The organism is Photobacterium marinum, assembly GCF_000331515.1.
Taxonomy (GTDB): Bacteria; Pseudomonadota; Gammaproteobacteria; order Enterobacterales; family Vibrionaceae; genus Photobacterium; species Photobacterium marinum.
In genome coordinates this window covers 67,844-81,268 of sequence record NZ_AMZO01000016.1, presented here as the reverse complement: position 1 = coordinate 81,268, position 13,425 = coordinate 67,844, and the positions used below count along the sequence as shown (strand labels likewise).

The 13,425-nt window shown below is 42.1% G+C and carries 10 protein-coding genes; 3 read left to right on the top strand and 7 right to left on the bottom strand.

The features are described 5' to 3' along the window. Window positions 1–25: 25 nt before the first annotated feature. From C942_RS10510 to C942_RS10495, 4 genes are read right to left on the bottom strand one after another with little or no spacing between them, the layout of a single operon-like run. Window positions 26–1,276: a Wadjet anti-phage system protein JetD domain-containing protein gene (locus tag C942_RS10510; RefSeq protein WP_007465484.1), complete on the bottom strand. Its 1,251-nt coding sequence runs from the start codon at window positions 1,274–1,276 to the stop codon at window positions 26–28. After that, on the bottom strand, window positions 1,269–4,721 hold the full coding sequence (locus C942_RS10505) for an SbcC/MukB-like Walker B domain-containing protein (RefSeq protein ID WP_157372609.1): 3,453 nt from the start codon (window positions 4,719–4,721) through the stop codon (window positions 1,269–1,271). Before C942_RS10505 ends, C942_RS10510 begins: the two co-directional genes overlap by 8 nt. Before the next feature lie 58 nt (window positions 4,722–4,779). Further along, on the bottom strand, window positions 4,780–5,430 hold the full coding sequence (locus C942_RS10500; protein ID WP_007465479.1) for a DUF4194 domain-containing protein: 651 nt from the start codon (window positions 5,428–5,430) through the stop codon (window positions 4,780–4,782). After that, the gene (locus C942_RS10495) at window positions 5,420–6,829 is read right to left on the bottom strand and encodes a Wadjet anti-phage system protein JetA family protein (RefSeq protein WP_007465477.1); all 1,410 of its coding nucleotides are present in this window, start codon (window positions 6,827–6,829) and stop codon (window positions 5,420–5,422) included. The genes C942_RS10500 and C942_RS10495 overlap by 11 nt, the downstream gene beginning before the upstream one ends. Window positions 6,830–6,971: 142 nt before the next feature. On the opposite strand from C942_RS10495, the gene C942_RS10490 reads away from it, so the two are divergent. Then, the gene (locus C942_RS10490) at window positions 6,972–7,847 is read left to right on the top strand and encodes a WYL domain-containing protein (RefSeq protein ID WP_007465475.1); all 876 of its coding nucleotides are present in this window, start codon (window positions 6,972–6,974) and stop codon (window positions 7,845–7,847) included. A 378-nt stretch (window positions 7,848–8,225) separates the two neighbouring features. Here C942_RS10490 and C942_RS10485 read toward each other — a convergent pair whose 3' ends face one another. Beyond that, the gene (locus tag C942_RS10485; RefSeq protein ID WP_007465472.1) at window positions 8,226–8,966 is read right to left on the bottom strand and encodes a siderophore-interacting protein; all 741 of its coding nucleotides are present in this window, start codon (window positions 8,964–8,966) and stop codon (window positions 8,226–8,228) included. A gap of 505 nt (window positions 8,967–9,471) precedes the next feature. On the opposite strand from C942_RS10485, the gene C942_RS10480 reads away from it, so the two are divergent. Then, entirely contained in the window at window positions 9,472–11,277 is a 1,806-nt protein-coding gene (locus tag C942_RS10480) for an ABC-F family ATP-binding cassette domain-containing protein (RefSeq protein WP_007465470.1), read from the top strand. Between the two features lie 117 nt (window positions 11,278–11,394). Here C942_RS10480 and C942_RS10475 read toward each other — a convergent pair whose 3' ends face one another. Then, on the bottom strand, window positions 11,395–11,904 hold the full coding sequence (locus C942_RS10475) for a peptide-methionine (S)-S-oxide reductase (protein WP_007465468.1): 510 nt from the start codon (window positions 11,902–11,904) through the stop codon (window positions 11,395–11,397). Between the two features lie 112 nt (window positions 11,905–12,016). Here C942_RS10475 and C942_RS10470 point away from each other — a divergent pair, with 112 nt between their 5' ends. Beyond that, window positions 12,017–12,499 (top strand): GreA/GreB family elongation factor, encoded by a 483-nt coding sequence (locus C942_RS10470; protein ID WP_007465466.1) that lies wholly within the window; start codon window positions 12,017–12,019, stop codon window positions 12,497–12,499. 24 nt (window positions 12,500–12,523) lie between these two features. Here the strand turns inward: C942_RS10470 and C942_RS10465 are convergent, their stop codons facing one another. After that, the gene (locus C942_RS10465; protein ID WP_007465464.1) at window positions 12,524–13,372 is read right to left on the bottom strand and encodes a patatin-like phospholipase family protein; all 849 of its coding nucleotides are present in this window, start codon (window positions 13,370–13,372) and stop codon (window positions 12,524–12,526) included. Between the last annotated feature and the right edge of the window lie 53 nt (window positions 13,373–13,425).

Below are 13,425 nucleotides of genomic sequence, written 5' to 3'. Positions count from 1 at the left end.
AGTGAACAGCTACAAATTGACATTATCAGGATGGAGGAACTGGACTCCTAGGGGAGATTTTCTCTTGCTCTATCCAAATCAGTTCTCTTTGATTCAATGCTACAAGCTGATCATAAAGTACTGATATCGATGGGTAACCTCTCGCAGACTCCAAAGCGAGAATAAGTTCAGAGACAGGTCTTGTAGTGTTGGCTTCATCAAATTCGATATCTAACTCCAATTCAAGCCCCATCAAATATGGGGTGATGTCAGCATTAAGCCACTTGGCTAAAAACGCTAAGATCCTATATCCTCCGACATCACGATCTCCCCAATGATATACTGGCACATGGTTTATAAGATTCTTCACCAGAAGGTTAATGGCTCTCATCCATGCGCTAGGAGGGAATCCTGCGGTATAAATGACAAGCCCATCATCATCAACTTCTCGGACATATCGTTCAAAGCTGGTTCTATTTTCAATAAAAAGAACATAAGGTACATCCTGTGCCCACTCAACTCCCAAAACCTCATCCGGTGAAACACCAATACCGTATTGCAAAGCTGATAAATCAATTCTGCCTTGGCAGATCAATGTTCCTTTGGCTTTAAAACGCATCGGGACTGGGTACTTACAAATACCAAAGTGCTCTAGCAACTCTTCCCCAGTTTCAATCATCTCAGCAACGTCAGGATCTAAATGCGGCGACATCAACTTATAAACAAGATTAACAAGCGTTTTATTCTCCAACCGCTTTGAGTCGTAATAGAGGTTAACACTCAGGGTTCGCATATCTGGTAGAGACGCAGAAAGCGATGATGATGAAATGAGCTCTACCAACTTCATAGCGTCCAAAATCAGTTCGATTTGCGCAGGCCTGATACCATGGAAAGTTTTGCTCTGCGACCATGCAATAATAACGTTGTCACGCGTTTCTTCCCACCATGATACCTGGAAAGATACATTTTCAAGTTGAGCGCTCAAATCACCTATAAGCTTCGTTCTCGGTGTAATACCTAAACTATCAAGCAAAACGCCACCATCAACCACATGAATGGATTCAATATGTTTAAATGCTCCAAGCATCACCTTTTTGCGATAACAGAGGCGAACAAACCCAAGATTCTCCATCTCTCGATGTAACGCATCTTTGGTAGTATCGCTTAGAGCAAAGTACCACTTATAGGCATGATCGGTTATACGTATAGTGACCCCAGATTTGACCTCTCCCGAAAGGTCAATCTTCTTACTTAATTGTGTCAGAAACCTCTTGAGGTTTTGGCTCATCTCAAACATCAGATGTAGCCTTTGTTTTCAGTTCAGCAACTCTCTCACTAATCAATTCAGGGTGATATGCTGGATTACTTTGATCAATGAACTCCTGACCACGTTCATAAATCTTAGTATGATCGATGGCGACATCTCTTCCTTCACGACAAATTGTATAAATCTGATCCATCTCTTTGCCTATCTTTAACGTAACCTCTGGGGGAGCTGCAATTAATAGCTGTAAACCGATCTCTTTGAGAAATGCTACAGCGGCGCTAGCATTGCCAGCATCCATATTATTGAATGCCTCATCAAGTAAAACTATTGATGCCCCTTGCCCTGATTCACTACCTATTTTGTAGACATTCATAAAGCTAGCAGCCAGCGCTATATACGCTGGAGTTTGTTGCTCACCACCTGAACCCGTACCTTGCATCTTACTTATGCGATTTTCCTCTCCTGTTTCTTTATTTTTCATTTTCATGTCATAAGTAAAGAAGTTTCGATAATCTTTTATCTCGTTAATAAGATCATCCCCATTGATAAGCGCACTCTTTAACAACCCAATGGCTTCATGCTCAGAAGGTAAATCAAACATAGTCCCTACGAGCTCTGTTTCTTCACGATCTGCTGTGGTGATGTAGTCATATACTTCTTTTAAGCTTTTTGATTCTACGACGCTGTAGTGAAAGCTATAAATATTGTCGTGGAATGGGATTTTTTTCAGTAAATTGTTGAGCTGATTAAAAGTGAATTTCATCTGCTCAAACCGACTCTGCAACTCTCCAACAATAATACCTCTAAAATTTTGCTCCATCTGTTCTGCTGCTGCCTGAGCAGCTTGGCGGTGTTGCAAAAGCTTAACTGACAAAATACGTTCTATCCAATCACGACAATCTGCCTCAATAAACAAGTAGGCTTCAACGTTATTGTTATCTTGCCTTGCCGCCTCCAGCAACTCCTGTCTATTGGCAATGTCCTCAGAGTAGTAGTTAGTGAAGGCAATAATTTTTTCTCGCAATACACCCCGTGCACGTATTTCTTTCTCATGAAGCTTTTGAGCTTCTTTTTCCGCTTCAATACGAATTAGAGAGTAGGCGTTGATTCCATCATCGAATTTTTCTTCGTATTTCTGCCAAAATTGGTCTGCTTTTGTATCATCATGCAAGGCAGACTGTTCCATTTGGGTTCGATGCTGCTCTGCCTCCTCCCGCTTAGTTGACAATAACCCGATGACTTCATCCAACTTCTCCAATGCTGGCGATATACTCTCAACATCAGAATTAGCCTGTATAATCAATACGTTACAATTGCTTAATTCTAGTTCTGCTTGCTTCTTTGCTAACTCTAGCTGCATATCTTCAGATGAGAGAGGTTTTAACTGCTCTTGAGCTTGTTTAAGCGAATTCAATGCGTGTAGGTATTGTGAGCTAATATTTTGAGCATCTATTAGTCTTTGTGATAACTCTGAGGAAAGTTTTGCCCATTGCTGGTTGAGCTTACTTAGCGACACTGCCGGATCTTTAGCACTAACAAGAAGTTTAGTCACCTCCTGTATCTCGATCTCTAATAGTTTCTGCTGATCCAATTTGGCACTCTTACCTATCATAAGGCCACTAATATTGGAGGTCCCCCCCACGGTACCACCACCAGTAGCAAGACCAGAAGCCATCAGGGCCTTCGTCTCCCTTCGTAAATCACTGAGTGTTTTTGCAATTCGAGTACGGTTAAGCACAATATTCATAAAACCGCGAGCCACAGGGTCGGAGGTCTCAACCAAGGACGACACCATACCAGCTGAAGGACTTCTACTTTGCTTTAATGCGTGATCGGGGTTAATAATTCGAGCACGTTTAATTCGTCCATCATGTTGCTGTGCAATTTCATATAGCTCAAGAACTTGTTCAAAGTCATCTGGCGATACCAATAGAGCTTCTCTGTTCGTACCTAAGTATGATTCAATAGCTTGCTGCCAAGCTTTATCACTAATTTCGCAAACATCACATACAGGAGTTGCCGAAATTCCTGCACCTTGCAACAAGTGAATCGTGATAGCTGTTGCTTGATTAATATCCGATAACCCTTGACATAAACGGTCAAGGCGCTTCTGAGTAGATTCACCTCGTACTCTTAAATCCATCACCAGCTTACTTACATCTTTATCAGCAACTTCTACTAAATTACCTATAGAAGATATAAGTGATTGGGACTCATTGAGTTTATCTGCAACAGATACAATATCACCTGGTGCAGATATTGATAATTGGTGTATTCCAGACCGTTCAATCGCATTTAAACAACTTCCCCACTGCTGCGCAAATAACTCAAAACTTTGTAGATTAAGTGTATCGGGAAATTGGAATGACCGAATATTGCGAGTTATAGCTTGTATGGACTCCAAATTTGAGTGGAGTTGATTCTTATACTCTTCAACTGTTCGACTCGCATGAGATACCGTTCTATTCAAACTAGCAGAATCCGAGTTATTCCATGCTATTACAGCATCATCATAATCTGCTTGAAGTTTTGGTAAGCGCGGTGATTGCAGTTCAAGCGTACTTTTTGCATGCTTTAAACGTCGACACTGTTTTTCTTTTTCATCTTCATTTACATCACATTCTTGGTTAAGTCGTGATATTTCGGCCTCTTGAGACACCCACTTAGCATGATGGGTAGCAACACGAAAGTTGGAGATATTTTCGCACTCCTTCAAAAGAGCTTCCCTTTCACTTTTATGACTCTCTGCTCGCTCTATTTCTTCTTCAATACGTTGATGAGCAATAAGATCCTCACGCAGTTGCTCAGTCTCAATAGGCATCGGAGGTAAAATAAAGTCGCGAATGAACACGTCAATAGGGCTGTCCATTTTCAGTTGCAGTGCGCTCGATAGTGTTTTGACCAATAAGTTGGACTCTATCTTCCCTGTTCTTGTTTGATTGCGAGACATTAACTCTGCAATTTTTTCTCGAATAATACGGGCCCCATCAACCGTTTCATAACTCATCGCTCCATTTAGTCCCTTGGCTGTGCGCTTCATATGTTCCACGAAATCAACCCAAGGTAAAAAGTTGCCTTCATCGGACAGAAGATCAGACTCAGTTACATGATAACCTTTTATTATATGGCCGCGTATTTTCTCAACACTAGGGGATTGCTTAGAGGCATAGAAGGTGAGACCAAAACTGTATGGACGCTTTAACTCATCATAAAAATTGAGGAAAATGTAGGAGTTGGCATTATCACGCAGCAAACTAGTTGAGTCATTATCTTGAAACTCACCAAGCGCATAACTTCGGGCTGTACGCTCTGAAGTCCTACCGTCTGCTGCTGCATTATAGCGAGTGAGCCGTTGGTCTCCTCCCATGAGCGTAAACTGTATAGCATCAAAGATGGTTGTTTTGCCTGCTCCATTATCACCAGAAAACAAAGTCGCACCTGCTTGATTAACATCAAATGTTTCTAATTCAAACAAGTACCATTAAGCAAGAATAATATTGCTCAATCTGTGTGAGGTCATAGGTTGTTTATCACTAATCATTAGACATCTCCATTGCTTCGTCACATTCTGCTGAGTCTTCTTTTAACACGGCATCAGAATAACTATCCATAAACTGCTCTAAGACACCCAAATAGGCTGCACTTACTACTCTCGTAATGTTAGGGAGTACTGTAATTTCATACAACTTGGTATCCCCATCCCTCTCTCCAAGTTCAATGACGCCTTTCCTTTTCAAATTTTCCAATGCATAAGAGGTTTCTGTAACTGGTGGTCGATCCCCTCTAATTAACTCATATTGGTTAATAAGTTCAGTGGCTGGAGGTTTTACACGCCCAAGCTCTGTACGCCCCATTGAAGCTTCGGTATCGTACATCTTGCGTAAAATTAATAAGAAAAGCGTAGTAGTAACATCAAGCCGTTTTCCTGCACCTCTTGGAAGGACTCCCGCATAGCCAAAATTACGATCAAAGTGCCATGTCATATCTAAGCTATCGAACAGTTTATGAAAGTAAGTTTGATTTTCTTCGCACCGCTTAAAGTGCTCTTTATGACCTCGTTTTTCGTTCCAAACCCATTGATTCCGAATCAAATAGGCTGAAGTTTTCCGCAAGCTATCGATATAGTCAGCAGATTTTTTTAACTCGATATCTTTCAGCTCTCTAAGGATTATTTCACTTGCCATATGATGCGTCCTCTATATCTTTAATGCGGCGGATAACCAAACGTCGCCCTGCCATAGCCTCTAAAGTTGTCCATGCCTCTTCATCATCAAACGACACTTGATATTTTTCTTGAAGCGGATGCAACACATGCGTTTTGGATATTCCTTGAGCAAGCAAGCGTAAGTGAAGAGCAGCCATCATTTCATCTGGACTTTTAATCGTCAGCTCATCAGTAGTGACTTGTGTACGTCCTCTCAATGAATCTTCTAAGTACTTATCTACACGCTCTAAGTTGCACTTCTGAAAGTCGATATGTTCCTGTTTGAGCTGGTTGTAGGCTCGCTTTTCCCATAGCGGCTTTTGTTGCCGTCGTGATGATTCAGAAGGCTCGATTGGTTTAGTCTTCGGTTTAGCAAGGCGGCTACCAGAAATCAGTTCTTCACCAATAGACAAGCTAGGGAGTTTATCGACTGAGTCATCTTGTCCGATCTTCTCAAGCAAAAATTGAATTTGTTGACCGATGTTACTTGGTGTATGAACCGTATATTTGATTTGTTCATGAATTCGACGAGTGATACGCCTAGCGTAATCTTGTGTTTTGGCAAACAACGGTTCAATCCCTTCAAAAGCTTTACTCAGTCGGTCAAGGTCGTTCTCCACTAAATCCTTAGATGAATTAGCAATATCACTTCGCTTGTACGCTTTTACACATTCTTCGAGAAGATCAGAGTCAAAACGGATTTTATTAGCCAGTTTAAGAATCTTGTTGCCATGAAGCTTAGGGTTGCCTTTGAGTGCTAATTTTTCAATGTTTGGGAGAAAAAGCTCACCTAAATATTCATTAAAATAAAACTCAAATCGGCCATGAACTTGTGAGCTACCATGATTTAGTTGATGATGAATTTCACGAATATTCCCCACCAAAGCACGCATTCGATTTAAGAAGCTCTCCATATCGTCAGCTGCTTTTCGTATCAATGAACCACTAGTAGGATCTTTAACTACCTCTGCTAAGTTAGATCGCACTGACAAGCATACAATTCCTAGTGAGGGATGCTCGGCGCTCATCGATTGCAAAAAGTTTAGTAATCGACGTCCATCTTGTGACATCCATACAACATAACGATACCCGCTTTCTCGCTCTTCCCTTAGCCACCCTGTATCACGCAAACGTGAATAAGTGTATTGCTCTGGTGCAGACTTGGACTCATTCGATTCACCAGACTCTATCTCAATTCGCAAATTATGATTAGCGATATAGTCTCTGATAAAAACCCGCACTTGCGATGGGGTCGGTTCATCTATTAGTTGGGCTGGATCTAAAAAGGCATCAAGCTCCACCAGCAGAGCAAGCATATGAGGGCCATTATCACCTGCAATGGGTCTGAATAGATGCGTGTTCAGTGAAGAAAAGTTCATTGAAATCCTCAACAACCAGAAATTTACACCAAATGTATGGTGTCAAGCATTAGCTCATGATTCAACTGGTATCATATTACACTGGTATCAAATGATTCGTTAGAGTAAATTAATACAGTTCATTTTGATAAGGGTAATCATTGTGCGTTGTGTTGAATCTCCACAAACAAAACGACTAAGGCTTATTGATTTCTATCTTTGCTTCTTTGGGAAAGTAAATCGCTCCGACCTTATTCTGCACGGTGACATTGCTATCGCTACAGCGAGTCGTTCCTTTAACGCGTATAAAGAACGTTTCCCACAAAACACGCTTTTCAACGAAAGCATCCGAGCATATATGAAGTCAGAGTCATTTAGCCCAGCATTTGACCATGACCCAGAAGCAGCTCTGAGACTGATCGCTTGGGGTCAGGAACTGAACTCAATTCCAGTAACTACTTATGGTGTGGGTAGTTTTGCAACAGTATTAGATTCACTATCTACTGATATTGTCTCTCAAGTGACGAGAGCAATATTGAATAGGCACTGTATCCAAGTGTTGTACAGCTCTGCTACCAGCACCGAGACTAGAACCCTTACACCTCATTCTCTATTCAAGGGATTAGGGGCGTGGCACATTCGTGCTTGGGACAGTAAAAGGAAAAAGTTTCTGTGTTTTCGAATTAGTCGAATTCTTAAGGCTGAACAAACTGACTGCTCATACGACAAGACTATAGAAGATGATGCTCTTTGGAACCGTGATGTCATCCTAAGTGTTGCACCGCACTCTAAGCATGAAAATAGAAATGACTTAGCCATTGATCTTGGTATGGAAGGTCAATACGTGCGAAACATTACAACTAACGAAGCGTTAGCGGGCTACGTGCTCAATGACCTTCACGTAGACTGTACTCCTGATACTTCTTTGCCGCCGCATGCCTTCAACTTGCAGTTGATGAATAGGCACGAGCTGGAGCATGTTGACTCTATTCGAGCTCTAGTGCCTGGCTTCATACAGACCAAAGATGATGATGCTTGAAGTAAGTAAACTTCGCGCTTAATGACTTATTTACGTAAACAAACGGCTGGTTTAATACAAACTTACAGTTCGTAAAGTACGGTTCGGGCTTCACGAACTGGGTTATTGCTCTAAATCAACCACCTTTACGATTAACTAGTTTCCAACTTAGTTAATCGAAATTACCACCTTCGTTCATCCAGAAACGTAGGAGTTTCCAACTCGGTTATGTTTATAGAGTATTTCAGATTATTGATTTGGAAAGCTGGCAAGTTTCCATCTTAGTTACCTGTGTTCAAAAGTGTAGCGTGAAAGGGCGAGTAAAGAGAGTGACACACTCTACTGAAATATGATTAAAGGCGAACTGAATGGTTCGCCTTTTTGATAACCCGACAGTAATTACAATGGATTAGCTTTCTTCTGCGCCCCGAAGCGATCAGCATCAACACCTTTTTTCCAGTAACCTACCGCAGATACATTGAGCCGGCTAAAACCTATATCGTCTTGCAGCACAGGGCGAAGTGAGCGAATGGTTCTAGCCTCAAGTCCTAAGAATACATGGGTATCCTTCGACATATCTCTCGCAGTCTCAATAACCTTCTCTTCCAATGTTGCTGTGGCTTCATCTTCGATAAACCATTCAGTATTGAGTGAATCGTCATAGTCCATTTCTATAATATCGGCACGAGTCGGAACGGAAACGATAGCTCTTACATCCGCGTCTTTTTTAAATCTTGGAACATAACCGTTTATCGCATTTACAGAAGTAAGATCACCAACCAGCAGATAGCTGTGGTGATCATAGTTAGTCATTTTCATCGGCCCTGGGCCAGCAATAATGACACTATCACCAACTCTTGCGTTCATCGCCCAGTTAGTTGCAGGTCCGTTATGACGATTAACAACAAAATCCAGCGCTAATTCATTAGTTTTTTGGTTAAAAAAGCGAATCGTGTATGAACGCATCTTAAGCTCAATTACATCGTCCTCTTGCAGAACAACTTTCACATAAGAACCTTCCTTACCAACTGGAAAATCTTTCAGATTGTCTCCAGCCACCACAATGCGACGCAAATGAGGTGAAAGCTCAATTACTTCTGAAACATGAGTTAATCGCATATTTGGCTTTTTCTGCTTCACTCGTTTTTCCTCTTTTGCCTGATCACACCAATATAGTTGACAACATCAACCATAAAGAAAAAGGTTGATATTGTCAACTTTAAGCATACGCGATCACAATGACTCTATTTCAGGTATTGCTTTCACTATTGTTCACTCATGCAGATAATACTGATGAAATAACACTTAAAATATTAGCGATATAGCTCAACTGATGTGACACAACATCCACTCTTCTACACGTTAATGGTGATGCCATAGACTACTCAACTGAACACTTATAAAATAACTATTTTCATCACTCAGAAGTCAAGAAGGAGGAATATTATGCTGTCGTGCGAAAAGAACTTTGCACACTTCTTAGGTAATTCTTTCTGCTCAAGCTTTACCGATATCGCGCTGCGATAACCTCTGCTTGAGCGAAGCAATCACATAATAGACTGAAGTACCTTCACTCAGGCTTACGGGGTTGTCGTCAGTAATGTTTGACGATAGGCATTTTGTGCCTGTAAATCCAAGGTAAGCAATGAGCACTCTACTATCTGCACAATCTGTATCTTATGAATTAGCTTCAGGCCCGCTGCTTGAAGGTATTTCTTTTACCTTAAACAAAGGAGACCGGATAGGTCTCATCGGTCATAACGGCTGTGGCAAAAGTACTCTTCTGAAGCTACTTGATAATCAAGTTAAAGGCTATTCCGGGCAGGTTACCCAATCAAGCCACTGTATTATGGCGCGGGTTGAACAATCCCTTTCCGACGAACTCTATAGGGTTTCTTTGTTAGACGCCGTCACCGCCTGCATACCAAAGACCATTCGTCATGCTGAGTCCTGGCGAGGCGACCTGTTGCTGTCTGATATGGGATTTTCACAACAAGAAAAACACCTTACTGCTGGCACTCTCAGTGGTGGTCAGCACACCCGCTTGCTTCTGGCACGAGCGCTAATCAATCAACCTGACTTGCTACTTTTGGATGAGCCCAGTAACCATCTGGATTTGCCCACATTACTGTGGCTGGAGAGTTTCCTCAAATCCTGGCATGGCAGTTTTATATTAGTCTCTCATGATCAACGCTTACTTGATAATGTCACTAACTGCACGTGGATTTTACGAGATAAAAAATTGCACTTTTTCCGTTTACCCTGCTCTCAAGCCAGACAAGCTCTGGCAAGCAAAGACGAGAATGATCAACAGCGATATCACGATGAACAGAAAGAGATCAACAGGGTTGAAAAAAGCGCAAAACGACTCGCGCTGTGGGGAAAGATATACGATAATGAAGATCTGGCCAGAAAAGCCAAGAGCATGGAAAAACGCATCGATAAAATGAAAGAAGCGCAGACTAAGTTCTCATCCGGCACTCCCTGGCAGTTACGATTAAAAAGCGAATCTTTGCCTGCTAACCGTCTTCTTGAAATTCCGGCGCTGAATGTTCGTCCTGAGCCGGGCGCACCTGTGCTATTTAAGGTTATGGAAAAGCAGCTAAGAAGTGGAGACCGCATTGCCGTTCTCGGTCACAATGGCACGGGTAAGTCCTCTCTTTTAAGGCACCTATGGCACTGCTACCAACGTGAAAACCATCAAGCAAAAACCATTGTAGGTAAAAAGAACCAAAGAAATAAGCAGCTTTTAGCTAGGGACGGAGAAGTTGTTTTTCACCCGCGTTGTCGCCTTGGTTACTACGATCAGGGGCTCAAACAACTTAACGATCAAGACACTTTACTGGAAGGCCTTCGACATTTTGCTCCTTTGTCTGATGAGGAACGTAAGATGGCCCTCATCAATGCCGGTTTTCCTTATATCAGGCACAACGAAAAGGTTCGGGGGCTAAGTGGTGGTGAGCGAGCTAGATTGCTGTTTGTCGGTCTGACTCTAGCTAACTATCACTTGCTCTTCTTAGATGAGCCTACCAACCATCTGGATCTGGAAGGAAAGGAAGATTTGGGCGAAACCCTGGGGGAATTTTCAGGCGGTTTCCTATTGGTCAGCCATGATCGTGAGTTAATTGAAAAAAGCTGCAATCGCTTTTGGCTTGTTGAAAATGGTCACCTGACTGAGTGGCGTGATTTGGATCAACTTTATCAGTCTATGGCAGTGAAATTTCATACTCTCAACCTGAAGGACAAGCAGGGAGAGTCAGATATGGCTTCTGAACCAATAGCTAATAAAGCCCTCGTTGATGATGAATTGCTCTTAGACAGGTTAGTTAAGCTGGAAACCAAGCTTGCCGAAGACCTGGCGAGAAAGATGAAACATCAGAAACCTGCGCGACAAGAAGCATGGAAGCGAGAAATCCACCAGCTCAACGAGAAACTTGAGTTAATTTCATGAATCAGAAAAATTGCTTTTCCGTATGTTGAGCACGGTATTAATTGAAATCAGTATCGTGCGAAGCTAATAGTAACTAAATAAATCATAAGAGAAGGTGGCTGTTATCGCCTTCTCTTTTTAACTCTGCTTCGTTATCACACTTTTTGCCTCATTCGTTAGTTTGTTATCGAATTTATCCATCAAAGCACGCAGTTTTGGTGTAATCACATTCACGCAAAAGGGTTTATCCGGATCCGAAAAATAATAATCCTGATATTCCGGCTTCGATAATTTGAAGTCCTTGAAGTCAAGCACCTGAGTCACCAATGGTTGCTCAAAGTCACCCTGCAAAAGTGCCAAACTCTCTTGAGCCTGCAGCCTCTGATGGCCATCTAAGATATAAACAGCAGATCGGTACTTTTCTCGAAGCGCGTGTTCAGATGTGGCGCTATGGGTATGAAGATGGATCTCAATCAAACTTTGCAGACTAATTTTCGACTCATCAAAAGCCACAATTACACCTTCAGCAAAATCACCAAGTTGTTTCGCTTGAATCCATCCCTGTTCGACTTTTTCGACACCAACCAGAGATCGAAAAATCGCTTCGGTACACCAGTAGCAACTTCCGCCAAATCCGATTCTTTGCATAGACTTAAATCTTATCGACAAAAACATCAATCATTCGATTGATAACATGAAATTGCACTACCCTTAAGGTAGGATGCGCTAAAGATATGATTCAATTGAACTAACATAAACTATGGATAAAACACAGTTACTCTCACATATTCTAGATGAGCTGAAGAAAGTCCACCAAACTGCCGTGGATGCTGCGATGCGAGCCTATGAGACTGCAACAGATGAAGAAAATGTCCCAGAGCACAAATACGATACCTTAAGCCTTGAAGCCTCTTACCTTGCGCAGGGACAAGCCCAACGTGTCGCAGAATGTGAGGAAGATCTGGAGAAATTTACCCAGCTCACGCCGAAAGACTTTGATGCCGAAAACCATATTGCTATGGGATGTCTTGTTAAACTTATCGACGAAGACGATGACGAAAAGTATGTATTCCTCGGCCCGGCAGCCGGAGGGTTGAAAATTACGTTTAATGGTATGGAAATAACCGTTGTGACACCTTCTGCGCCATTAGGTCATTCATTATCAGGAAAGATGCTGGATGATGAAATAGATGTGACTATTGGCAGCGAACACAAAATCTATGAAATCGCTGCCATCTATTAATTCAGGGGGTCGACACAAGGCTTGTTATAAAGCAGCTTCAGATGCCGCCTCAACACCAAGATAGTAACCTGCATCCAGCTTTTCAAAATTCGTTGTTGTACGACCGACAGCAAAACTCTCCGGTGGTACTATCACAACCAATTCGCAGTCAGCCGGAGGATTTTCAATAAAATCAATAGCCCGGTTGTAACTTTCAGCGCGATTAATCATGGCTTCCGACAACTGTGGCGTATCTGACAGTAATTTTCTAACAAGCCATTTATTGCGGACCGGTGACTTACGGTATCCCCATGGGCGAGACAGAATAACCGTTATTTTTCTTGCCCCCATTTCATACGCTTTGATGACAGGAATAGAATCAGCCACACCACCGTCCGTCATCTGCTTACCATTAATTCGAGGATAATTACGATAAGCGACAGGAACAGAACAAGATGCCTTCAAAAGGTCATTCATATTATCCGCATTTGCTTCTATATAAGCTGCATCACCCGTTTCTATATTTGTCGTAACAACATATAACGGGATTGGCTGTTTATCAAAAGCATCAGTGTCGATATTAATCTCACGCATAGTAATATCCCACAGCCAGTCAAGATCTAACCAATGACCACCCTGCACGAAGCGGCGAAAATCAATAAATTCAGGGCGACAGGAGTAATCAGTGATAACCCGGTAATTACGGCCTCGCTGGTTGGCAAGCCAGGCGGCAAGATTGGTTGAACCAGCAGAGACACCAATACAGAAATCAAATGGTCGGTAAGACTTATCGATAAAGCTATCGAGAACGCCAGCCGCAAAGATTCCCCGCATTGCTCCCCCCTCTACAACCAAAGCTGACGAACCTTGATAGTGACCGCTTTTTTTAGCCATATTGAAATCCTTATAGTCATCTCCGTCGATATTTTATATTTATAATCCTAATA